The sequence below is a fragment of the Bacillus sp. FSL M8-0049 genome (assembly GCF_038593355.1).
GTDB classification, from domain to species: Bacteria; Bacillota; Bacilli; order Bacillales; family Bacillaceae; genus Bacillus; species Bacillus safensis.
Genome location: NZ_CP151986.1, coordinates 1,773,850 through 1,798,863, shown reverse-complemented (window position 1 = coordinate 1,798,863; position 25,014 = coordinate 1,773,850). Strand labels below are relative to the sequence as shown.

Genomic DNA, 25,014 nt, shown 5'->3' with positions numbered 1-25,014 from the left:
AATGAAAAAAATTCTTGTTGTATGTGGAAACGGGTTAGGAAGCAGCTTTATTGTAGAAATGAATGTCAAAAAAGCATTAGAAGAATTAGGTCTTAAAGCTGAAGTGGATCATACCGATCTCAGTACAAGTAAAAATGAACAAGCAGACCTTTATATCGGAGCAGCTGATATTATTGACCAGCTGAATGACGGCACAAGAAATGTGGCTGGCTTAAACAATTTGTTAGACCAGGAAGCCATTAAAGACGTCCTTCGTCAACATATTTAAGTCATGAAAAAGGGGGATTCACATCATGATAGAACTGATCATGAACGATATATTGGGCACACCTGCCATTCTCATCGGTTTGTTTGCACTAGCCGGTTTACTTTTGCAGAAAAAATCAGCCGCAGATACTGTGTCAGGCACCTTGAAAACAACCATGGGCTTCTTAATATTAGGGGCTGGCGCTACAGTCGTCTCTGATTCACTCGGGGTTTTTCGAAAGATGTTCGAAGCAGCCTTTCACATTCAAGGGGTTGTCCCAAATACAGATGCTATGGCCGCCATTGCTCAAAAGGAATTCGGTACACAGACAGCACTTATCATGATTTTTGGTATGCTGGTCAATTTGTTACTTGCAAGATTCACACCCTTTAAATACGTCTTTTTGACTGGTCACCACACGTTGTATATGGCGGCGATGCTCGCCGTCGTTCTCTCGACAGCCGGCATGCACGGGTGGCTGCTCATCTCCACTGGCTCAATGATATTAGGTGCAGCTATGGTCATTGCACCCGCAATCCTTCAGCCGTTTACGAGGAAAGTCACCGGAAGCAATGATCTCGCGCTCGGACACTTCAGTACTTTCGGGTATTTTACTGCGGGAATGATCGGCAAATGGGTTGGTTCTCCTGAAAAATCAACGGAAACCATTCAAGTGCCTAAATCACTCGGTTTTCTAAGAGATACATCTGTTGCCATTTCGATTACGATGGCTTTACTGTTCTTTGCAATTGCACCGTTTGCAGGAATTCCTTATATAGAACAAATTAGCGGGGGCACGAACTTCGCTGTCTTCATTCTCATTCAGGCGATTACGTTTGCTGCTGGTGTGTACATTATTTTAGCAGGGGTACGGATGGCCATTGGCGAGATCGTGCCTGCATTTAAAGGGATTGCCGATCGATTCGTGAAGGGGGCAAAGCCGGCACTTGATGCGCCAACCGTTTTTCCATTTGCGCCTAATGCGGTCATTATCGGTTTTTTATGCAGCTTTGCAGGAGGCATTGTATCCATTTTTCTTTTACCTTTGTTTGGTTTAACTGTCATTGTCCCTGGTCTTGTCCCGCACTTTTTTTGCGGTGCTACAGCAGGCGTGTATGGCAATGCAACAGGAGGGGTAAGAGGTGCAGTCGCTGGGGCCTTTGTAAATGGATTGCTTCTTTCCTTTTTACCTGCCTGTTTATTACCTGTGTTAGGAACCCTTGGCTTTGAAGGGACAACGTTTGGAGATACAGACTTTGGTATCATCGGAATCTTGATTGGATTGATCAAGTTTTTATTTCAACTGTAAAAAGGAGGAGCCTGAGAATGACAGCCGTTTTTTCACCTTCACTGATGTGCATGGATCTAACGCATTTCCGTGAACAAATTCATCTTCTCAACACGAGAGCAGACCGGTACCATGTCGACGTGATGGATGGGCATTATGTGAAGAATATTACGTTATCACCCTTTTTCATTGAACAGCTTCGGAAACTGACAAATTTACCGATTGATGTTCATCTAATGGCCGAACATCCGCAGGAATTTTTAATCGATGCATGTATTGATGCAGGCGCAACGATGATTTGTTTACACCCAGAAGTCGTGCAAAAAGATGCCTTTCGAATCATACGCCATATTCACCAAAGAAAATGTGAGGTTGGCTTTGTTCTAAATCCCGCCACACCTGTTGCAGCATTAGATTCCTTTATTCATTTAATAGACAGAGTGACGATCATGACAATCGATCCAGGCTTTGCCGGACAGCCTTTTATTAAAGAAATGCTTCAGAAAATTAAACAGGTGAAAGATATCAAAAAACACGAAGGATACTCGTTTTCAATTGAAGTAGACGGCTCTTGTAATGAGAGCACGTTCCGGCTGCTTGCTGAGGCTGGAAATGAGATCTACATCATCGGCACCTCAGGTTTATTTGGACTTCATAAAGAACTCGACACTGCTTGGGAAAGAATGAAGCAAATATTTGCAAAAGAAACAGCCTCAATCGAATCACGTTAGTAAAAGAGAGGATGAAAACCATCCTCTTTTTTTACGCAAATTTTACTAAAACACAATTCATTCACCAAAACTTACCCAAAAACAAAATAAAAATCAAAAATTCATAATTGAAAGCGCTTTATTTATGTGTTATCCTTCAAATATCTTTAGTAAATATTTAGTCAAATAACGATGAGGAGTTTGCCTATGACCACACTCAAAGATATTGCTCATGATGCAAAAGTGTCCGTTTCCACTGTATCCCGTGTGTTAAATGGCGATCAAACGCTTGCCGTTTCACACACAACGAGACAAAACATCCTCGACATTGCTAAGAAGTTAAACTATACCCCAGTGAGAGCAAGAAAAGCCGATCAAGCAGAAGAAAAAAGCCCATCTGAATCCCCAATCATCGGTGTCGTTGTCGCTCAATCCATTGACGAAGAATTAAATGATCCCTTTTTTTCATCGATTCGAAAAGGAATTGAAAAAGAATATGCCAAACAAGGCCTGTCCACTCTCCATACCTTTCGCCTAAGAAGCATGGATAAAGGGGCGATGCTAAAGGAAATTGACGGCTTGATCGTCATTGGACGAATCAGCCCGGATACGGTTGAAAAAATGACAAATCGAATGGAACACATTGTTTTTATCAATCATTATGCGGATGAAGATTTGTATGATTGTGTACATGTGGATTTTGTCAGAGCGGCAGATCGCGCCATTCGTCATCTGCAATCTCTCGGCTATACACATCTAGGCTATATTGGCGGGAAAGAGCGGGAGCATTATTTCGAAGGTAATGCTGTGATTGAGGACGAAAGACAAACGACGTTTATGAAAAGAATGCAGGAGACGGGCGCTCTTCATATGGAAGACATCCACATTGGTGAATACTCCATGCAAGAAGGCTATACGCTTATGCAGCAAGCGATCAAAAAGGGAAAACTGCCGCAAGCCTTTTTCATTGGAAGTGACTCTATGGCAATCGGCGCAATGCGCGCTCTGCATGAAGCCGGTCTACACGTACCTTCAGATGTATCCATTGTTGGGTTTAATGACATTGAAGCCGCTTCATTTTCAAGCCCGCCGCTTACGACCGTCAAAGTATATACAGAAGAAATGGGGGAAGTCGGTCTGAAGCTTTTGCTTGAGAGAATAAACGGAAGAAAACTTCCTCTGAAAGTCGTCGTTCCAACAACACTCATCGAGCGAGGCAGTACATGTCTCATCCATGAAAGGGGGTGAACCATAGATTTCAGCTAACAAAAAAGAGACAAAAAAGCAGAAAGCAAGCTGCTTAGCATGATGGCCAGATCATGCTGAACACAAGGCAGCCTGCCGCTATGCTCTCTTATCTCTTTGAAAAGAATAGAATTCCAGTATAATGGACTTCCTTTGTTTCCGCAACTGCATGAATTCTACCGATAATCGTCTGAATTTTCAGTGATCAAAAGGAGGAAACCATGAATAAAAAAATCATGCTGCTGACTGCAGCCATTTTCTTGACCATGATTTTGTCTGCTTGCGGTAATAACAGCTCATCTGAAGCAAATGGAAAGGTCACCTTGACGCTATTTTCAACAATGAGCAACAGCGGGGAAAGAAAAGCGTTTGAAGAAGTCATTCGTGAGTTTGAGAAGAAGCATGAGCAGATTCGAATCGATGCTAATTTTCCAGGCAACAGCTATGAAGATATGATCCGCGTCAAAATGGGAGCAAACGATATGCCAGACCTGTTTGATACACATGGCTGGGCCAAACTGCGCTATAGCGAGTATGTGGCTGATTTAAAAGAGATGGATTGGGTCAAACAGCTTGATCCTTCACTCGACCAAATTTTAAAAGACCAAGATGGGAAAGTGTACGCTTACCCGCTGAATCAAGCAAAAGACGGGCTTAGCTTTAATGCCAATCTATTAAAGGAATATGGCATAGAAGTCCCTAGAACACTTGATGAATTAAAATCTGCTTTGCTGACAGTGAAAGAAAAGAGCAAAGGAGATGTTGTGCCGCTCTGGATACCAGGAGGAGATAACTCAAATATTGCCCAAGTCTTTGATGAGCTGGCGACGCCTTTATTAATCACCGATCAAAAGCATCAATACGGAAAGGAACTTGAAAACGGATCATTTGATTGGTCTCTCTATACACCGCTTGCACAATTCATGAAAGATCTGAAGGATCAAGACCTTTTAAACAAGGATGTCCTGACAGCAAAACTATCTCAAGCGCCTGAACTCATGGCACAAAACAAAATCGCCTTCACCTTTGTCGGAGGATCCTTAGGACCTGAAGCAACAGAGTTGAACTCATCGATCAAAGTAGGCACGATGCCTGTTCCAGCCATTCATGAAGGAGATGAACAAAGCTGGATTGGCGGAGAACGTTTTACTGTTGCTGCTTGGAAAGACTCTAAGCATCTAAAAGAAGCAAAACAATTCATCGATTTTTTAGCAAAACCTGAAAACGCAAAAAAAATCGCCGAGGGCACATCCTCTGAAACAGCTCTAAAACAAGTGAAAGCGAAAAACTATTACTCTGCATTTTACGATCAATACGAACAGGTGAAGATTGAACCGTATTTCGATCGAAAATACTTACCAAGCGGAATGTGGGCGGTCATGGCAACAACGGGTCAAGAATTATTAGCAGGCTCCATCACACCAGAACAGTTATCAAAGAAAATGGAAGAGGAATATAAGCGTTTGAAAAAACAATAGCCGATGGATGCTGAAACAGGAGTGAAGCCAATGAATGACATCACAAAAGCAAAACAGCCCGCCGCATTCACCTCTTTACCAAAACAAAAGATACAAAAACGCCAGAATTCATCACTTTGGTGGATGTACATGCCAGCTGTTCTCGTCGTCAGTACCTTTATCATTTATCCTTTTTTAAACGGCATTCAGCTTTCTTTTACGAATTGGAACGGTTTCTCACAAACTTATCAATGGATTGGTCTTGAGCAATATGGGCGGCTGCTTCAGGATCAAGCGACATGGCTTGTTGTCAAAAACACGCTTCTCTATGGAATCGGGAGCACTGTCTTACAAAATATCATCGGACTTGGATATGCTCTTTTATTAAATCAAAGCTTAAAGATGAAAGCCATCACAAGAACGGTCATCTATTTACCTGTCATGATCAGCCCGATTGCGATGGGCTATATTTGGTATTTTGTGTTTGCTTACCAAGGTGGTGCCTTAAATGATGTGGTGACGCTTTTTGGATTTGATCAAATAAATGCGCTCGGCAACCCGCAATTTAACACATGGATCATTGTGCTTGTCAACACATATCAATTCGTCGGGATTGCGATGATCATTTATTTAGCAGGACTTCAAAGTATTCCTAAGGATTATTATGAAGCGGCTCAATTAGACGGCGCATCGAGCTTCCAGCAATTCAGGCGGATTACATTGCCGCTGCTTATGCCGTCGATCACCATTAATGTTGTGCTGAATGTCATTGGCGGGCTCAAGCTCTTTGATGTCATTGTGGCACTCACGGGCGGCGGACCTGGAGATTCCTCGCAATCCATGTCGACCTTTATGTATGATCTGTACTTCAAACGCCAGGATGCAGGCTATGCAGCGACGCAAGGGGTGTTCATGGCGGTCATCATCCTTGTCATTAGTGTCGCAGCGCTGATTTATTTCAAACGAAAGGAGACCGAGGTGTGATGGATAACGCCTATAAACGCAAGAAAAGATGCTACTCCTTCCTCGCACTATTGATCACATTGCTGCACCTCATTCCATTTTATATTTTGGTGACGACATCATTAAAGGGGATAGGAGATTTCAGTTCAAAATGGCTGTTTCCGAAAGCACTGCATCTTGAAAACTTCCGCACAGCATGGACAGAGGCTCAGCTTGGCCAGTCCTTTTTGAATACAGTGATCATTACGGTCAGTTCCGCTGTATTGCTCATTATCTTTGGATCTCTTGCAGCCTATCCGCTTGCAAGAAGGAACACAAAGCTGAATAAAGCAGTCTATGTTTTATTTATTGCCATTATGGTCATTCCACCGCTTACAGCCCTTGTCCCGCTCTATAAAATGGTCGTTCAAATCGGGATGATGAACACCTATCAAATTGCTGTTTTAAATAATGTGGCTGCTTTTTTGCCGCTGACAATTTTCTTATACGCAGGCTTTATCCGGTCGACAATTCCAAAGGAGCTTGAAGAAGCTGCCCGTATTGATGGTGCAGGGACACTCAGAGTTTTTTTCACAGTCGTTTTTCCGCTTCTGAAGCCCATTACCGCTTCTGTATTAATTATTGCCTGCGTGTATATTTGGAACGACTATCAATTTGCTATCTTCTTTTTGCAAGATAAAGAGATGCATACACTCACAGTCGCCTTATCCCATTTTTTTGGTCAAAATCAGCATCAGCTTCAGCTCGTTGGGGCAGCTGCACTCATTGCGATGCTGCCAATGGTCACGATGTTTTTACTTTTGCAAAAATATTTTATCGCAGGGCTTTCACAAGGCTCTGTCAAAGGCTAGCCCAATATAGATGTAAAAAGGAGAGTCGTCTATGTCTAAAATTACATTTATCGGTGCAGGGAGTACCGTGTTTGCTAAAAATATATTAGGAGATTGTCTGTTTGTTCCCGCCCTTGCAGGCTTTGAATTCGCATTATATGATATCGACCACAACCGGCTGAAAGAATCAGAAACGATGCTCCGGCATTTAAAAGCAAATTACGGTGCAAATGTGACCATCCAGTCCTATCACAACCGGAAAGAAGCCTTAAAGGATGCGAAATATGTTATCAATGCCATCCAAGTTGGAGGCTACCGGCCAAGTACTGTCATTGATTTTGAAATACCAAAAAAATACGGATTAAGACAAACGATTGCGGATACGGTTGGGATCGGCGGCATCTTCCGCTCCCTTCGAACGATTCCTGTCATGCTGGAATTTGCAAAGGACATGGAAGAGGTTTGTCCAAATGCTTTATTGTTAAATTACACGAACCCAATGGCCACACTGACAGGTGCGATGCTGCGCTATACTCAGGTTCAAACGATTGGTCTCTGTCATAGTGTGCAAGTCTGTACAAAGGACCTATTTGAATCTCTTGAAATGGAACATGAAGGCATTGAAGAAAAAATCGCCGGCATTAACCATATGGCATGGTTATTAGAGGTAAAACGGGATGGAAAAGACTTGTATCCAGAAATCAAAAGACGAGCAAAAGAAAAACAGCAATCGAGGCATCATGATATGGTACGCTTTGAACTGATGGATAAATTCGGCTACTATGTCACAGAATCCTCAGAGCACAATGCCGAATACCATCCATATTTCATCAAATCACGGTACCCAGAACTAATCGGTCAGTTTAACATTCCGCTCGATGAATACCTGAGACGCTGCGAGGAACAAATCAACAATTGGAATACAATGAAGCATGATCTAGTGGGGAACACACAGATCACACATACCCGCTCAAAAGAATATGGTTCACGTATCATTGAAGCGATTGAAACGAACGTTCCCTTTAAATTTGGCGGAAATGTGCTGAACACAGGCGGGCTCATTCACAACCTGCCTGAAAAAGCGTGTGTCGAAGTGCCGTGTGTTGCAGACCGGAGCGGGATCATGCCATGCTATGTCGGAGAAATACCTGAACAACTGGCGGGACTGAACCGGACCAATATTAGTCCACAGCTCATGACCATCGAAGCAGCAATCAGTGGGAAAAAAGAACACATTTATCAAGCGGCATTACTAGATCCACACACAAGTGCTGAACTGTCGATTGATGACATCATCAAATTATGCGATGAACTCATTGAAGAACATGGTGAGATGCTCTCGCATTTTGCAGATCCGAATCAATATGCCGCATCAACCAATTTACAGAAATAAACCAGCCTCTACCTGATGCAATGCGCATCAGGTTTTTTTATGCTGCAAATAGAGGATTGACTGAAAGCGTTTTTAATATTATGATTTTTCTAAAGTTAATCAAAAGTTAATCAAAAACAAATCATGAGTGAATCACATTCCGGAATCATTTCTCACAAACAAATGGCTGGGCGGCAACCTATCACACGTTAGAGCAAGCTTTTATCACAACGTAAACCAAAACAACAATAATATTTGACAAAGAGTGTATACAGATGGACGCCCGTTAGATGAGACAATGACAACTAAACACATCCTATAAGTATGACACATTTTTTCATAAAAAGGAGAGAGGGAACATGACCAAAACAGATGTACAAATGTTGAAAAATTATATTGGCGGACAATGGATTGAGGCAGAAACTAGTCAAACAGAGGAAGTATATAACCCAGCTACTGGCGAGATCATCGCAGAAGTGCCGCTTTCAACAAAAAAAGATGTCGAACATGCGGTACAGGCAGCACAAGAAGCATTTGCCACTTGGTCGAAAACTCCCGTTCCCCGCCGTGCACGCATTTTATTTAAATACCAACAGTTACTCGTTGACAAATGGGATGAGCTGGCTGAACTCGTAACGATTGAAAACGGAAAAAGCATCACAGAAGCAAAAGGAGAAGTGCAGCGCGGAATTGAATGTGTCGAATTTGCCGCTGGTGCACCAACCTTAATGATGGGAAAACAATTACCAGATATCGCATCTGGACTTGAATCTGGCATGTACCGCTATCCAATTGGCGTCATCGGCGGAATTACACCATTTAACTTTCCGATGATGGTTCCTTGCTGGATGTTCCCGCTTGCCATTGCCTGCGGAAATACGTTTGTTTTAAAACCTTCAGAGCGCACGCCGATTCTTGCCGCACGATTAGCCGAATTATTTGAAGAAGCTGGTCTTCCAAAAGGGGTTCTCAACATTGTCCATGGAGCTCATGATGTCGTCAATGGTCTGATTGAACACCAAAAGGTCAAAGCCATTTCATTTGTCGGCTCTCAGCCAGTTGCAGAATACGTTTATAAAAAAGGCACAGATCATGGCAAACGTGTCCAAGCACTTGCAGGAGCAAAAAATCACTCCATTGTCCTCAAAGATGCAGATTTAGACGCGGCAACGAAACAAATCATCGGGGCTGCCTTTGGATCAGCAGGAGAGCGCTGCATGGCCGCGGCCGTTGTCGCAGTGGAAGAAGAAGTGGCAGATGATCTCATTCAAAAATTAGTTGATGAATCGAATGAGCTTGTCATTGGAAACGGAATAAATGAAGAGGTCTTTCTTGGTCCAGTCATTCGAGAGGAACATAAGGAGCGAACGCTTCAATACATTCAGTCAGGGATTGAAGAAGGCGCAAGTCTCATTCGAGATGGCAGGAAAGATCACGAAACAAATGGAAAAGGGTATTTCGTTGGACCAACGATCTTTGACCATGTGACAAATCAAATGAAAATTTGGCAGGACGAGATTTTCGCCCCAGTCTTATCAATAGTTCGTGTCTCTTCACTGACAGAAGCGATCGACCTGTCTAATCAATCAAAATTTGCGAACGGTGCCTGCCTGTACACAGACAGTGCATCAAGCATCAGAGAATTTCGCGAAAATATTGAAGCAGGGATGCTCGGCGTCAATATCGGTGTTCCCGCACCAATGGCATTCTTCCCGTTTTCCGGCTGGAAGGATTCTTTCTACGGGGATTTGCACGCCAATGGAACAGACGGAGTGGAGTTTTACACAAGAAAGAAGATGGTGACCGCTCGTTATATGTGATCAACACTCATCAATTAACTTAGAAAATGCAGTTCCAAAAGGAGAACTGCATTTTTTGTTGTCTTCTAGTCAAAAAGTAAGGGTTTTCATCATGATTACAGCAAGGATTTGCACTAGAAATCATTCTTTCTATTCATTCTTCATCAGTATCTATCAACATATTTTGAAATTGGGCCTAAACCCCAATATTAGGAAGATGAAAACAGGAGGAAATGAAACGATGAGGACGAGGATGAAGTGCGGCGTTGGTTTATTGATTTTTGCTTTGGTACTGAGTTGTTTACCGGTATATGATGCGAGTGCGGCAAGCACAACAATTGCAAAACGTGTAGGAAATGCAAACCCGCTCATAGACCACCACTTGGGCGCTGATCCGTTTGCGCTCACCTATAACGGAAGAGTGTACATTTATATGTCGAGTGATGACTATGAATATCACAGCAACGGTACGATTAAAGATAATTCTTTTGCCAATTTGAATAGGGTCTTCGTCATCTCTTCAGCAGATATGGTGAACTGGACAGATCATGGCGCAATTCCAGTAGCCGGTGCAAATGGGGCAAATGGCGGCAAAGGGATTGCTAAATGGGTAGGTGCTTCCTGGGCTCCATCAGCGGCGGTGAAAAAAATCAATGGGAAAGATAAATTTTTCCTTTATTTTGCGAACAGCGGCGGAGGGATTGGTGTTCTGACAGCAGATTCCCCAATCGGTCCATGGACAGATCCTATCGGAAAAGCGCTTGTCACGCCAAATACACCAGGAATGTCCGGGGTTGTATGGCTGTTTGATCCAGCCGTTTTTGTAGATGATGACGGCACTGGTTATTTATATGCCGGTGGAGGCGTACCAGGCGGTTCTAATCCAACGCAGGGACAATGGGCCAATCCTAAAACAGCGAGAGTCCTAAAACTAGGGCCTGATATGACAAGTGTTGTGGGCAGTGCATCAACCATTGATGCTCCTTTTATGTTTGAAGATTCGGGGATGCATAAGTATAACGGAACCTATTACTATTCCTATTGCATCAACTTTGGCGGCTCCCACCCAGCAGATAAACCACCTGGTGAGATCGGTTATATGACGAGCTCAAGTCCGATGGGTCCATTTACGTATAGAGGGCATTTCCTGAAAAATCCGGGTGCATTTTTTGGCGGCGGCGGTAACAACCATCATGCGGTGTTCAATTTTAAAAACGAGTGGTATGTCGTGTATCATACCCAAACGGTCAGCTCTGCTTTATACGGGGCAGGAAAAGGCTACAGATCTCCGCATATTAATAAGCTTGTGCATAATGCTGACGGCTCCCTTCGAGAGGTTGCAGCCAATTTTGAAGGGGTCAAACAGCTTTCCAACCTGAATCCTTATCAGCGGGTAGAAGCTGAAACATTTGCATGGAATGGACGCATTTTGACAGAGGCCTCTTCAGCTCCAGGCGGACCGGTCAATAACCAGCATGTCACAAACATTCAAAACGGAGATTGGGTGGCTGCCAGTAACGTCGATTTCGGATCAAACGGCGCAAGAACATTTAAAGCGAATGTAGCATCAAATACAGGCGGAAAAATAGAAGTACGCCTCGGAAGCCCTGACGGCAGACTCGTCGGAACACTAAATGTCCCTTCCACAGGCGGAACAAACAATTGGCGAGAAGTAGAAACGACAGTAAACGGAGCAGCTGGCGTGCACAACGTATTTTTTGTCTTTACTGGAACAGGTGCAAACCTATTTCAGTTTGATTCCTGGCGGTTTACTCAATAACAAAGGATGAGAAAATGATAGGAGAGTGGAAAAATTTGATGTCAATGATCAAAAAAACAATCTGTACTTTATTGATCTGCTTCACCATGCTGTCTGTCATGTTCATCGGACCTGGCGCAACTGAAGTTTCAGCAGCAGATGCCAATATTAATATCAATGCAGAAAGACAAGTGATTCGCGGCTTTGGCGGAATGAACCATCCGGCTTGGATTGGTGATTTGACCGCACCTCAAAGGGAAACCGCCTTTGGCAATGGGCAGAATCAGTTAGGGTTTTCCATTCTAAGAATTTTTGTAGATGAGAACAGAAATAATTGGCACAGAGAGGTCGCCACAGCCAAAAGAGCAATAGAGCATGGAGCTTTAGTGATCGCTTCACCTTGGAATCCTCCAAGCCATATGGTCGAGACTTTCAACCGTAATGGTACAACTGCAAAGCGGCTGAGATACAATCAATACGCTGCATATGCTCAGCATCTGAACGATTTTGTGACGTATATGAAAAATAATGGCGTCAATCTCTATGCGATATCAGTACAAAACGAGCCTGATTATGCACATGAATGGACATGGTGGACTCCTCAGGAAATCCTGCGTTTCATGAGAGAAAATGCCGGCTCCATTAATGCCCGCGTGATTGCGCCAGAATCCTTTCAATACCTTAAAAATATATCAGATCCTATCTTAAATGATCCGCAAGCGCTTGGAAATATGGACATTCTCGGAGCCCATTTGTACGGAACCCAAATCAGCCAGCTTCCATATCCTCTGTTCAAACAAAAAGGAGGGGGGAAGGAGCTTTGGATGACAGAGGTCTACTACCCGAATAGCGATAACAATTCAGCGGACCGCTGGCCTGAGGCATTAGGGGTTTCAGAGCATATTCACCATTCGATGGTAGAAGGGGACTTTCAGGCATATGTTTGGTGGTACATCCGCAGATCCTACGGCCCTATGAAGGAAGATGGCCTGATCAGTAAACGCGGTTACAACATGGCGCATTTCTCCAAGTTTGTACGCCCAGGATACGTCAGAATTGATGCAACGAAAAGTCCTGAACCAAATGTTTTCGTATCTGCCTACAAAGGAAACAATCAGGTTGTCATTGTCGCGATTAACAAAAACAATACAGGAGTCAATCAGCACTTTGTGATGCAAAATGGAACTGCTTCGCAAGCATCAAGATGGATTACAAGTAGCAACAGCAACCTTCAGCCCGGTACAGACTTAAATATATCAGGTAATCAATTTTGGGCTCATCTCCCGGCTCAAAGTGTGACAACATTTGTAGTCAAACGCTAGAATCAATTGAATCACCAAAAGCCAATTTTCTCATTTCAAAAGAAAATTGGCTTTTTTTATGCAAATAGGAAGTTGATTTTTTCACTATGTTCTTACATTGGGTATAATAATGGCAATGACTTCAGGAGAGTGATCAATGTATGCCAAAGCATCAAAGCAAAGTATTAATGATCGATGATGAAAAAGAAATTTTGGAATTAATCAACACAGTATTAACAAGAGAAGGCATTGATCGCGTTATAACAGCTTCAACTGCCCGTGATGGGCTCACGAAATTCCACCAAGAACAGCCTGATCTTGTCATACTTGATATTATGCTGCCAGACGGTGAAGGCTATGATATTTGCAGACAAATTAGAGAGACCTCCCATGTTCCGATTATCTTTTTATCAGCAAAGGGAGAGGAAACAGACAAAATTGTAGGTCTTGCCATCGGCGGGGATGACTACATTACAAAACCGTTCAGTCCAAAGGAAGTCGCCTACCGGGTGAAAGCGCAGCTAAGACGGCTCTCATACTTGCAGTCATCTCAAGCGGATCCCGTCATCAAAAAAGGGCCGTTTGAGTTAAACGAGCAGCAAGCAGAACTGAAGAAAAATGGCGCGGTCATTGAGCTCACGCCGAAAGAGCTTCTGCTGATGACCTACTTCTTGCAGCACCCGAACCGCATCATCAGTAAAGAAACGCTTTATCAAACTGTTTGGGGGGAAGACTTCTTCGGTTCTGACAATACGGTGATGGTTCATATCCGAAGACTTCGGGAAAAAATAGAAAATTCCCCGTCCACACCAGAGTTTCTCGTCACAGTCAAAGGGCTTGGCTATAAATTTGTTGTAAAGGATGCGTAAGGATGAGATGGCGATTAACAGGCAGGTATATGGTCTCTGTCATTATCGTGACCATTATCACGGTCTTTATCAACTTATTCGTATTTATGATTTGGCTCGTACTTCAGGCAAACAGCCAGCATAACGAGGAAAATACGCCCGAAACCTTCACAAGATCATTTGAACAATACATCTCTTTTTCTGATCAAGGAATGACCGTAAACAAAGAAGGGCAGAAAGCCTTAAAACAACAGAATGCATGGATTCAAATTTTAGACGAAAATGGCCAAAACGTGTATCATGCGCAGGCACCTAAAGGATTAAAGAACAAATATACACCGATAGAAATCGTGAACTTACATAAATATAAAGATAAGCAATTATTATCGACCATTTATGCCGGCGGAAAAAAAGTAAAGGGCAAAGAATACAGCTACTTTATCGGTTTTAAAGACCCTTCCATCGGAAAATACCTATTCTCGTTTGACACGAAGGATTTAGTAACAAGATTCAATATCGGGACGATGATTTTATTATCAATTGATGCCATCATAGCGTTACTCATTGGTTACTTATTCAGCCGGCAGCTCACAAAACCGCTCGGCCGTGCCATTCATAGCATCCAGCGGCTGGCAAACGGAGATTACACGACAAATCTGCCTGCTAAAGGAATTTATAAAGATGTCTTCTATAATGTCAATCACTTATCAGAGCAGCTCGCTTCAAGCAAAAAAGAAAAAGACAAACTAGAGCAAATGCGGGAAGAATGGATCAGCCATATTTCTCATGATATTAAAACGCCGCTCGCTTCTATTCAAGGCTATGCAGAAATCATGAAAGACCCAAAGTATCCTCTTTCAAAACAAGACATCAGACATTACGCGGGCATCATTGAGAATAAATCACTTTATATCAAAGATGTCATGGAGGATCTGAATTTAACGACAAGGCTGAAAAATAACGGCGTCATGCTCAATAAAGAGCTGGTCAACATCGTGTCACTGCTGCGGGAAACGTTAATTGATATTTTGAACGATTCAAGATATGCGGATCAGACGATTGAGCTTCAAACGAATGAAGACAAGCTCATGCTGAATATTGATAAAATCCTCATTCGAAGAGCGGTTACCAATCTGATTTTAAATGCCCTTGTTCACAATGATTCTGATGTGACAATCATTGTACAGCTTGAACAAAAAGAAAAAACCCATATCACGATTAAAGACAACGGCAAAGGAATAGAAGAGGCAGAGCTGGAAAAAGTATTTGACCGCTATTACAGGGGGACGAATACAGGTGTTTCACATGCTGGCTCTGGTCTTGGGATGGCCATTGCAAAGGATATTATCGTCAAGCACGGCGGGGACATCACGATCCGCAGCAGTATAGGGAAAGGAACAACAATTGATCTCCAACTACCAGCATGAAAATAGACAAAAAAACGGTTCTGATCAACAACAGAACCGTTTTTTTACCTATTATTTATTCTGAAAATACTTTGATGCCTTTCACAATGTTCCAAATGAAGAAGTAGATGGCAACAAGGAATGTCACTGCATATGTCGCAATTAAAAAAGGCCCCGCATGGCTGATATCTTTCATACCAAGTAAACCTGAACCAAGGATGCCAATACCAAAAATCAAATAAGGTATGACATGGGTCCATAATGATTTTTTCGCATGATATTTCACTTCGTCCTGACCTAAAAAATAGACGATAATTGGGAACAAAAATGGTGCAAAAAAGATACTGAAATAACATAATGATGACAAGACTTTATTTCCTTTCATAACGTTTCACCTCTATGATTTATTCACTACAAACACATTGTACTACCTCAACCTTAATCCGTATTAATCTGAACCTTACAGCAACCTTAAAAATGTTTACCTTTTAAAATAATTTATAAACGACATACTATAATATAGGTATTTAAATCTATTTTACCGAAAAAAATAGTTGACTTTGGTTTATCCTGTGTTTACAATAAAATCGTAACCGATGCAGGAGTGTTACTGATATCATCAGGCACCACCAAGTCAGGTAAACATGTTGTACATTTGTACGTTGTTTGCTGAGATTTTGGTGTTTTTTTTATGCTTTTTTAGCAGTTTTAGGTAAGGTGGGATGAAGATGTTCACCGTCGTTAAAGTTTTAAACAATAATATCGTATTAGCTCTAACAGACACTCAAAATGAAGTAGTTGTTTTTGGTACAGGAATAGGCTTTAAGAAGAAAAAGGGTGATACTCTTGATGAGAGCGCTGTCAGTAAGACATTTTATTCTGATCAGACGTCTCCATTAGAATCTCAACTTGCCGCTATCCCAACTGATATTCTTTTATTAACTGAAAAAATCATTCATATGGGCGAAGAGATGTTGAATAAAAAATTAGGTTCTAGCTTGCTGTTTTCGCTATCTGATCATCTGACTTTTTCAATTCAAAGGCATCAAGAAAAAATGGAGTATGAAAACCCTATTGTATGGGAAATTCCACATCTATATTTTCAAGAATATCAAATTGGGAAAAAAGCACTTAAAATTATTCAAAAAATGATGGGGATTACTTTTCAAGATACAGAGGCTTCACTCATTGCCCTTCATTTTGTAAACGCTCAAATAGATGGTCAGTCTATGGGAGATACCATCAAAATGACCCATCTCACGAAGGAAATCGTTAAGATTATTCAAAACATTTTCGAGATGGTATTAGATAAATCATCGATAGATTATTCGAGGTTTATTACTCATTTGAGATATTTTATTGTCAGACAAGAAACAAATCAACCGCCGCAGCAGATGGATGATTCATTAAAGGAATTAATTCAGGATCGTTATATGAAGAGCTATGCATGCGGATTGATTATTAAAGAAATGTTAAAGCGGGAATTCAATTGGAATGTCACTGAAGACGAACTGGTTTTTCTAGTCATTCATATTGAAAGGATTACAAAGAAACATCAACAGAATAAATGATTTCTTTTAGGCGTGTTATGAAAAAGCATTAACCTAAACAAATCTCCATTTAGAAGTCTTTCTAATGGTGGATTTTGTTTAGGTTTTTTTTGTGAAAATGAAGGGGTGAAGACATGGGAAACAAAGAATTGGCGCAAGAAATTATCAAATTAATCGGTGGAACCGGCAATATATCTCAAAGCTGGCATTGTATTACGAGGCTGAGATTTAATATCAACGATGAAAAACAGGTGAAAGTAGATGAACTGAAAACAGTAGACGGTGTGCTGGGAGCACAATTCCAAAGCGGACAATTCCAAGTCATTATTGGAGCAAAAGTTGCAGAAGTCTATGAGGAAATCGACCATCTGATTGGTGAGAGCAGCAATGATTCTACTCCTGCTAAAAATACGTCAAAAATGAATCCAATCGAAGTCGTATTCGATGTCATTAGCGGAATTTTCACACCGATTTTGCCGGCGATTGTTGGTAGTGGATTGATAAAAGGGATCATGGCTTTGTTCGTTAGTTTAGGCTGGATGACGGAAAAAAGCTCTACCTATGCTGTACTTCAAATCTTTTCAAATGCTGTCTTTTACTTTTTACCTTTCCTCATTGCTTATTCTGCAGCGAAGAAATTTAAAACACGAGAATCTCTCGCGATGGCACTTGCTGGGATTTTATTATATCCGACAATGGTGGAAGGGGCAGCAAAAGGGGCAGATCCACTTAGTTTTTTAGGATTGAGTATTCCATTAAATAATTATACTTCTTCTGTCTTACCGATTATTTTAGGCGTGCTGCTTCTTAGCTTTATCGATAAGTGGATGACGAAAGTGATTCCAAAATCCTTAAGTATCGTATTTACACCGGTACTGAGCTTAATGATTACAGCGCCTCTTACACTAGCTTTCATAGCGCCTATTGGGAACGTTTTCGGTCAATATTTAGAGATCTTTTTCACTTCTTTATTCCATTTTGCTGGGCCGATTGCAGGTTTATTAATGGGAGGCCTCATGCCTTTAATTGTGCTAACTGGGATGCATTACGCATTCTTCCCAAGCACGTTTGCCAGCTTTGAAAAAGTTGGTTACGATATCATGCTGCTTCCGATGAACTTTATTGCCAATATGGCACAAGCAGGTGCCGTTTTAGGTGTCATCATTCGCACAAAACGAGTAGAAACAAGGTCTTTGGCGTTATCAACATTGCTTCCGAGTTTCTTTGGAATTACAGAACCGGCCATTTATGGAGTAACACTGAGATTGAAAAAGCCTTTCTATGCTTCATTAATAGGCGGCGCAGCTGGCGGATGTTTTTATGGTTTATTCTCCGTCAAAACGACAGCATTTTCAATTCCAGGTATGACATCTCTGCCAACCTACATTATGAAAGGCACAAATAATTTCCAGCTGGCTTTAATTGGAATAGCGCTGAGCTTTTTGGTCTCACTGCTTGCCACTATGTTTCTTGGCTTCAAGGAACCTGCCACAAAGGATGAAGGTCAGCCGGAAAAACAGGAAAAGCCATCTAAAAATCCAGAAAATGCAGTCAATCAACAAGCTGTGAGACAAGTAAATCCTTATGAAGTACAAGCACCTATAACTGGTAAAGTCGTTCCTTTATCTGACGTAAATGATGCCGTCTTTTCAAGCGAAATGATGGGCAAGGGAGTAGCGATTATGCCTGATAAGGGGGTGGTACAAGCGCCGTTTTCCGGAAAAGTAGTGACCGTTACACCTACTAAACATGCAATAGGTTTGGTTTCAGATGATGGGGTTGAATTATTAATACATGTAGGGATTGATACCGTCAGCCTAAATGGTCAATTCTTTGAGGTATTGGTGGAAGAAGGAGATGAAATCAACATCGGGGATCATTTATTATCATTTGATATAGAAGGAATTCAATCAAAAGGATTAGATGTCGTGACACCTATTATTGTCACTAATTCCTCGAAGTACCTGGATGTTATCTATACAGGTGACTCTTATGTCAACGCAGGAGAAAATAAACTCTTAATGCTTATTCATTAATCATAATAGAAGGGATGATTGAAATGAAAGAATTAAAAAAAGGATTTTCAGATAATTTTCTATGGGGTGGCGCAACCGCTGCCAATCAAATAGAGGGTGCATATTTAGAAGGCGGAAAAGGGCTGTCAACTTCAGACTTCGCTGCATATAAAGATCCATATGCAAAAGGAAAAGTGAACAACTTTACATTCGATGTTAGTTCAGCTGAACTAAACAAGTACAAAGAAAATCCTGATGCATTTGATTTCCCAAAAAGACGCGGAATTGATTTTTATCATCGTTATGAAGAAGATATTGCACTGTTTGCAGAAATGGGATTTAAAGTCTTTCGTTTGTCTATCTCATGGGCAAGAATCTTTCCAACAGGTTTAGAGGACAAGCCGAATGAAGAAGGATTGGCTTTTTACGATAAAGTATTTGATGAATGTGCGAAATATGGAATTGAACCGCTAGTAACGATGTCTCATTATGAAATGCCGATTACTTTAACAGAGAAATACAATGGATGGATGAGTAGAGAGCTTGTCCCATTGTTCGAAAAATACGCACGAGCGATTTTAGAAAGATATAAAAACAAAGTGAAATATTGGATTACGTTTAATGAAATGAATATGAACCTCAACAGCCTTTATACAGGTGCTGGAATTTTAGAGGATCTAGTAGATCATAAATTACAAGCTGCTTACCAAGCATCTCATCATCAATTTGTGGCAAGTGCCTTAACAGTGAAGGCTGCGAAGGAAATCATTCCAGATGTCCAAATTGGCTGTATGATTAACCAGATTGAAGCCTATGCAAAAACAACAAAACCAGAGGATCAGCTGCAGGCAGTCAAATCGAATCAATTGAATATGTTCTATCCTGATGTTCAAGCTAGAGGCGAATATCCAACATACATGGTGAAATACTTTGCTGATAATCAAATCAAGCTTGATATTAAAGAGCAGGATGAACAAATTTTAAAAGAGGGCACTGTTGATTTTGTTGCGATCAGCTATTATATGTCCCACGTAGCAGAAGCACGTGAAGATGCAGCTGAGCTAGCGGGTACGTTTGACAGTCCGATTAAAAATGAACACTTGGAATTATCACAATGGGATTGGCCGATCGATCCAATGGGTCTGCGCATTTCATTAATTAAACTGTATGACAGATACCAAAAGCCTTTATTTGTTTGTGAAAATGGACTTGGTGCAAGGGATACATTGACACAAGACGGAAAAGTACACGATGATTATCGAATTGATTATTTGAAAAAACATATTGAACAGATGAAAGAAGCCGTAAAAGAAGGTGTTGACTTAATGGGATATACACCTTGGGGCTGCATTGACTTAATCAGCTGCGGAACATCTCAAATGACTAAACGCTATGGTTTGATCTATGTGGATCAAGACGACCTAGGAAACGGTACACTGAATCGTTACCGCAAAGACTCATTCTTCTGGTACAAAAATGTAATCGCATCAAATGGGGAAGATCTATAAAAGCAGATTGAATGATGTAAAACACCATCGCGGGGCGCCTTAACCGGCTGCATGCGATGGTGTTTTATTTTTTACGAAAACGTAACTTGACTTTGAAGTATCGTTCAACCTTTATAATGTAAATATAGAAAGACAAAATCACGAAAAAGGAGTAACGACTTGAGTTGATGACTAGAGGAGAACTTGCCAAACAAACAGGAATAAGCCCTGCCGCAATTCGTTACTATGAAGAACACAACATTTTACCTGTCCCTAGACGCCGTTCGAACGGTTATAGACTATACACACAAGATTATATCGTGAAAATTCAATTAATCAAAGATGCCAAATCATTGGGTTATTCACTAAAGGAAATAAAAGGAATATTGGAAATGCTGAGTCAAGACATAGAACTTGATACTTTAAAAAGAATTGTACATCAAAAACATGAAGAAATTGAAAAGAAAATTAACAGTCTCCGTCTCATACAAGACCTTTTATCTAACTTATTAAAGACTCCTGAGAAAGAAGTACAAGTGTATCTCAAATCATTTCGTATGATGAATCAGGATGACGAATAAACATATATGCTTAAAGGGGAGAAAACAAAATGAGTGTCGACATTTTTAATGGAGAACGTTCTGAAGAAAGTATTCAATTTGAAACATTATTCACGTCCCAAAGTAATAAAGAAAGTTTTGCTAGTGTCGAAAAAACCAAAAAACTTCTGTCTCAAATAGAAAATATAAAGCCTTATGCAATCGGAGACGATGTGAAATTAAAGAGTGAGATAAAGGAGCAGTCTTTCGAAGGAATGCAGGTTTTCACATTGAATGACCAAATGTCGCAAAAACAAAAGGTGATTTTATATATACATGGTGGTGCCTGGGTAAACCAGCCTCTCGATTTCCATTGGTGGTACATGGATAAATTGGCTAGGTCCCTTAACGCCAAAGTGATCGCTCCTATTTACCCTAAATTACCTCATTACAGCTACCAAGATACCTATCCGAAAATCTTAAATCTATATAAAGAAATACTAAAAACGGTTGAGAGTACCGATCAATTAACGATCATGGGTGATTCAGCGGGCGGAAATATCTCTCTTGGCCTTGCGCACCTCTTAAAGATGGAAGGTCTGCCGCAGCCGAAGGATATCATTTTATTATCTGCATGTGTTGATATGAGTTTAAGCAATCCTCTTATATTTGAATATGCCGATAAAGATCCCATTCTAGCGCCAGAAGGAATAGATGTCATTACAAAAATGTGGGCAGCAGATAAAAAGGTAACTGACCCATTAATCAGTCCAATTCACGGTGACTTTAACGGTCTTGCGAAGATCACTCATTTTATTGGAACACATGATATTTTATATCCAGATGCACTAAAGCTTGATGAAAAGCTAGCAGAACAAGGAATTGACATGAAAACCTTTGTTTATCCAGAAATGCTGCATGTGTTTGTCGTCATGCCAATCCCTGAGGCACAAGACGCTCAGGAAAAAATCATTCAGGTGATAAATAGTTAGATTCTCTTTTCACATATCAAAATGCTCCGGCTTGAATATTTGAAAGCTTAGCGAAATGGGCTGCTTACTGAAAGCAGTCTTTTTCCATTCAACATGACATACATTTAGAATGTCAATCCGCCTCAGATTAATATTCCTTAAATTCCAATTTTTGTTTACAACGTGCGAATTTCCTATTAATATGATACATATTCGGTTCTTCACCGGTTCTTAAAAGGAGAGTGACATGATGAGTGCTTTCTTTCTCCATCCCATGGCGCTGATCTTATTTACATTGCCTTTATTATCTTTGATATGGGGGATTGTTGGCTACTGCATCTTTAAGCGAGTTTACATCGTTCTTATCATCACATTTGCAGTCTCCACTATTTTCATATTTGCCTATACTGGGTTTGACATGTCAAATATGTATTGGGTCGTGGTGATGACCTTTTTATGCATGTGTACCTCTGTCATCACAAAAATCATTCGATATATGTATGCCCGCTATAAAAGAACATAACGAAAAAGCTGATGGTCAAAAAATCAGCTTTTTTGTATCCATCCATTATCTGAAGTTTGGTATAATAGATCAGTACATTCAAAACGAGCATAGAAGGGCGAAGGGAACACAATGCACACATTTGATCTTACTCCAAAAGATGTAGAGTTAATAGACGAAGCAAAAAAGAAGATTATGAGCCTTTATGAAGAGGATAAACACCATGTAGGAGCCGCTATCCGCATGAAAACAGGAGAAATGATCTCGGCTGTCCATATAGAAGCCTATATCGGACGGGTAACGGTTTGTGCAGAAGCCATTGCAATTGGCAGTGCTTTATCGAATGGATATAAAGATTTTGATACCATTGTTGCCGTTCGACATCCATATTCAGATGAAGAGGATAGAAGATTGAGGGTCGTAAGCCCTTGCGGCATCTGCAGAGAGCTCATTTCAGATTTCGGACCAGAATGTTTTGTCATCATAGAAATAGATGGCGGACTAGTCAAAGTGAAAATTGGAGAACTCATTCCACTCAAATATACTCGAAGTTGATATACGACCTAGACTTAGCAGGAAGAGGGATGCAGCAAGCATCAAGTGTTTTCTTTATTGCATTCTAAATAACTGAAAAATCGCTCCACAAAAACAGCTCCATGTATTTTCTCCATTTGCGCCGTGTTAAAAATATATTGTTCCATATGCTCAAGCTTGCGCAGTCTGCGTACCAGTACTTTGCGATCCTCGTCAGAAAGTTGACAGTCATTATTTATCTTCGTCAATGCAGATTTGACACGCGCGGAGATTTCTTCAACATATAGATGGTTTTTGGATGCTGGCGGAATACATTGCGATAGGTCACAGCCTTTAAAACAAACACCGTCAAGGGTGCAGTTTTCAAAATTGGCAATCAGCTTTTGTTTACCATTTCCCTCAAACGTTATATCCACCAGCTTACCGGTAAAGGTACAATTTACGATATTCGCTGCTTGTAAAACGCGGTCATTAAACCTGCATTGATAAAATGTACAGTTGATAAACGCAGCATTTTCCAATGTCATTCCTCTCATATCACAGGAGGAGAATTCGCAATTCGTAAAAACAGCCTCTTCTCTAGCAATTCCAACAGAACGCAAATCGGAACGAATAAACGTACAATGCTCGATCGTACTACCTGCAAAAAATCTCGCATTCGTTAGATCACACGTATCAAATACAAGATGACGCAGGTGACAGCTCCAAAATATAGGTGAATGAACATTCGAGTTGTTGATCGTCGCTGCGCTTATTGTTTCATGTTCATACCTGACAATATCAGAAAATATTTCGTTGTCTACTGACATTCCAGACTCAAGCCTTCTCATTGTGATCACCTATCATTTCTTCAGAATCTTTTCCAATGATGAATACCTTCCAGCAAGTTCATTTCGGTTTCACTAAGCGGTTGGCACTGACAAGTTATTATATCATAAAGCTAGAAACATAAAGAGAGCGGTCATCGTTTTGAAAAGCGCTTATATCACAATGTGTATTTCACATTCATTTTAAATCAAGAAGGGGGAACAAAAGAATGAAAAGGTATGACGCTTTCCCAGAACCAATCGGCAGCTATACTGCCGGACGCACACAGATGGATTTAGAGTACACGGCATCTGATCACTCAAAAAGAGAACTGACCGCATTTGTATACTATCCGTCTGATAGCAATGAAGGGAAGACCCCATCAACGTACATGTTTCCTGAAGTATACGAAATGCTGCATGACCAGCCGCTTGTCACTGAGTATATGAAGGAAAAGGATTTTTTCTCTATCGATATCCAAACGTATTGTTACGACGACCTGGCTCTTTCCGGGAAGGAAGAGCGCTATCCAGTGTTATTTTATGTTTGCGGCGGGGGCGGTTCTCCAGAATGGGGGACAGTGATCTGTACAGACCTTGCTAGCATGGGGTACATTGTCGTCAGTATCGGTCATCAGAATAGCACGATGTATAAGTGTAAAGATGGGCGTCTGTTTAATGTGTCAAAGGATTTTTCAGATGCCATTATGGCGTTTTCTGAAGATCCAGAGATGATGGCGCTGGCTGGTCAGATGACGATGCGGCCTGACGATGAAACTGCCATTGAGACATGCCGTAACGTCCTTACACTGCCAATACTTAATCAGTTAACTAAATATAGTGAATTACAGGCAGAGGATGTAAGGTATGCAGCCGATTATCTTTACAAACTAGACGCTGGGGAACTCCATTCCATCTTTAATGGCAGATTGCTGCTTGACGCCGGCATGGGCATAGTCGGACATTCTTACGGAGGGCCTACGACAGCGATTGTTTGCCGGGATGACGACCGATTCGCCTGCGGGATTGGCCTCGATAGCGGTGCCTTCGGTCTTCTTGACAGCGATCTGAAAAAACCCTTTTTACTGCTGTTTTCTGAGCCTAACTATCATATGAATGCGATCATTGGCGCTAACAATAGCATGGAAACCTATTATTTCTCTGTTGACCATGCTGCACATTTAGATTATTGCGACATCGTGTTTACCGGTGTGAACGAAGAACTGAGAGGCGAACGCGATGCAATGGAGATGCGGAATCTTGTCACAGACTATACGAGTACCTTTTTTGATCATTACATTCTGCAAAAACCTGTACATGTGGAAAGTCTGTCATATGATGGGGTGGACTTGATTAAGAAAACGAGCAGAAAGTGATCTAGCTGA

General features: G+C 41.2%; 23 protein-coding genes. 21 read left to right on the top strand and 2 right to left on the bottom strand.

Annotated elements, in window-relative coordinates:
• Position 1: 1 nt before the first annotated feature.
• The 13 genes from NSU13_RS09185 to NSU13_RS09125 all read left to right on the top strand — a co-directional run bounded on the left by NSU13_RS09185 (position 2) and on the right by NSU13_RS09125 (position 15,246).
• Positions 2–268, top strand: coding sequence for a PTS sugar transporter subunit IIB (locus tag NSU13_RS09185; protein WP_024425192.1), 267 nt, complete (start codon positions 2–4; stop codon positions 266–268).
• Positions 269–293: 25 nt separating this feature from the next.
• Positions 294–1,556: a PTS ascorbate transporter subunit IIC gene (locus tag NSU13_RS09180; RefSeq protein WP_034283515.1), complete on the top strand. Its 1,263-nt coding sequence runs from the start codon at positions 294–296 to the stop codon at positions 1,554–1,556.
• Positions 1,557–1,573: 17 nt separating this feature from the next.
• A complete protein-coding gene (gene alsE / locus NSU13_RS09175) occupies positions 1,574–2,266 on the top strand; it encodes a D-allulose 6-phosphate 3-epimerase (protein WP_034283513.1) in 693 nt (230 codons plus the stop codon).
• 186 nt (positions 2,267–2,452) lie between these two features.
• Positions 2,453–3,493 (top strand): LacI family DNA-binding transcriptional regulator, encoded by a 1,041-nt coding sequence (locus NSU13_RS09170; RefSeq protein WP_211044078.1) that lies wholly within the window; start codon positions 2,453–2,455, stop codon positions 3,491–3,493.
• A 218-nt stretch (positions 3,494–3,711) separates the two neighbouring features.
• Entirely contained in the window at positions 3,712–4,968 is a 1,257-nt protein-coding gene (locus NSU13_RS09165; RefSeq protein WP_211044077.1) for an ABC transporter substrate-binding protein, read from the top strand.
• Positions 4,969–4,998: 30 nt separating this feature from the next.
• Positions 4,999–5,931, top strand: coding sequence for a sugar ABC transporter permease (locus tag NSU13_RS09160; RefSeq protein WP_041118130.1), 933 nt, complete (start codon positions 4,999–5,001; stop codon positions 5,929–5,931).
• Positions 5,931–6,761, top strand: coding sequence for a carbohydrate ABC transporter permease (locus tag NSU13_RS09155; RefSeq protein WP_211044076.1), 831 nt, complete (start codon positions 5,931–5,933; stop codon positions 6,759–6,761). Before NSU13_RS09160 ends, NSU13_RS09155 begins: the two co-directional genes overlap by 1 nt.
• 31 nt (positions 6,762–6,792) lie before the next feature.
• Complete coding sequence (locus tag NSU13_RS09150) at positions 6,793–8,133, top strand: alpha-glucosidase/alpha-galactosidase (RefSeq protein ID WP_211044075.1); 1,341 nt, start codon at positions 6,793–6,795, stop codon at positions 8,131–8,133.
• Positions 8,134–8,471: 338 nt separating this feature from the next.
• Positions 8,472–9,932 carry a CoA-acylating methylmalonate-semialdehyde dehydrogenase gene (locus NSU13_RS09145; protein WP_342490014.1) on the top strand — a complete coding sequence of 487 codons (1,461 nt, stop codon included), beginning with the start codon at positions 8,472–8,474 and terminating at the stop codon, positions 9,930–9,932.
• Positions 9,933–10,152: 220 nt separating this feature from the next.
• A complete protein-coding gene (locus NSU13_RS09140) occupies positions 10,153–11,691 on the top strand; it encodes a glycoside hydrolase family 43 protein (RefSeq protein ID WP_342490013.1) in 1,539 nt (512 codons plus the stop codon).
• A 35-nt stretch (positions 11,692–11,726) separates the two neighbouring features.
• Positions 11,727–12,992, top strand: a complete 1,266-nt coding sequence (locus NSU13_RS09135) for a glucuronoxylanase (protein WP_034283503.1) — start codon at positions 11,727–11,729, stop codon at positions 12,990–12,992.
• 140 nt (positions 12,993–13,132) lie between these two features.
• Positions 13,133–13,840 carry a response regulator transcription factor gene (locus NSU13_RS09130; protein WP_034283500.1) on the top strand — a complete coding sequence of 236 codons (708 nt, stop codon included), beginning with the start codon at positions 13,133–13,135 and terminating at the stop codon, positions 13,838–13,840.
• A gap of 2 nt (positions 13,841–13,842) precedes the next feature.
• Positions 13,843–15,246, top strand: a complete 1,404-nt coding sequence (locus tag NSU13_RS09125) for a HAMP domain-containing sensor histidine kinase (RefSeq protein WP_342490012.1) — start codon at positions 13,843–13,845, stop codon at positions 15,244–15,246.
• 55 nt (positions 15,247–15,301) lie between these two features.
• Here the strand turns inward: NSU13_RS09125 and NSU13_RS09120 are convergent, their stop codons facing one another.
• A complete protein-coding gene (locus NSU13_RS09120) occupies positions 15,302–15,610 on the bottom strand; it encodes a DUF4870 domain-containing protein (RefSeq protein ID WP_041109292.1) in 309 nt (102 codons plus the stop codon).
• Between the two features lie 343 nt (positions 15,611–15,953).
• On the opposite strand from NSU13_RS09120, the gene NSU13_RS09115 reads away from it, so the two are divergent.
• The 7 genes from NSU13_RS09115 (at position 15,954) to NSU13_RS09085 (ending at position 22,844) form a co-directional block, all read left to right on the top strand.
• Positions 15,954–16,796 carry a PRD domain-containing protein gene (locus tag NSU13_RS09115; RefSeq protein WP_046311285.1) on the top strand — a complete coding sequence of 281 codons (843 nt, stop codon included), beginning with the start codon at positions 15,954–15,956 and terminating at the stop codon, positions 16,794–16,796.
• Positions 16,797–16,909: 113 nt separating this feature from the next.
• Positions 16,910–18,811 carry a beta-glucoside-specific PTS transporter subunit IIABC gene (locus NSU13_RS09110; RefSeq protein ID WP_342490011.1) on the top strand — a complete coding sequence of 634 codons (1,902 nt, stop codon included), beginning with the start codon at positions 16,910–16,912 and terminating at the stop codon, positions 18,809–18,811.
• A gap of 23 nt (positions 18,812–18,834) precedes the next feature.
• Positions 18,835–20,298 carry a glycoside hydrolase family 1 protein gene (locus tag NSU13_RS09105; protein ID WP_176544438.1) on the top strand — a complete coding sequence of 488 codons (1,464 nt, stop codon included), beginning with the start codon at positions 18,835–18,837 and terminating at the stop codon, positions 20,296–20,298.
• Positions 20,299–20,465: 167 nt separating this feature from the next.
• A complete protein-coding gene (locus tag NSU13_RS09100) occupies positions 20,466–20,858 on the top strand; it encodes a MerR family transcriptional regulator (protein WP_342490010.1) in 393 nt (130 codons plus the stop codon).
• A gap of 29 nt (positions 20,859–20,887) precedes the next feature.
• Complete coding sequence (locus NSU13_RS09095; RefSeq protein ID WP_268481058.1) at positions 20,888–21,808, top strand: alpha/beta hydrolase; 921 nt, start codon at positions 20,888–20,890, stop codon at positions 21,806–21,808.
• 229 nt (positions 21,809–22,037) lie between these two features.
• Complete coding sequence (locus NSU13_RS09090) at positions 22,038–22,310, top strand: DUF2651 family protein (RefSeq protein ID WP_268481060.1); 273 nt, start codon at positions 22,038–22,040, stop codon at positions 22,308–22,310.
• A gap of 111 nt (positions 22,311–22,421) precedes the next feature.
• Positions 22,422–22,844, top strand: coding sequence for a cytidine deaminase (locus NSU13_RS09085; protein WP_041117570.1), 423 nt, complete (start codon positions 22,422–22,424; stop codon positions 22,842–22,844).
• A 41-nt stretch (positions 22,845–22,885) separates the two neighbouring features.
• Here NSU13_RS09085 and NSU13_RS09080 read toward each other — a convergent pair whose 3' ends face one another.
• Positions 22,886–23,653: a pentapeptide repeat-containing protein gene (locus NSU13_RS09080; RefSeq protein WP_046311273.1), complete on the bottom strand. Its 768-nt coding sequence runs from the start codon at positions 23,651–23,653 to the stop codon at positions 22,886–22,888.
• Positions 23,654–23,859: 206 nt separating this feature from the next.
• Here NSU13_RS09080 and NSU13_RS09075 point away from each other — a divergent pair, with 206 nt between their 5' ends.
• Positions 23,860–25,005, top strand: coding sequence for a choline esterase (locus NSU13_RS09075; protein ID WP_342490009.1), 1,146 nt, complete (start codon positions 23,860–23,862; stop codon positions 25,003–25,005).
• Positions 25,006–25,014: the final 9 nt, after the last annotated feature.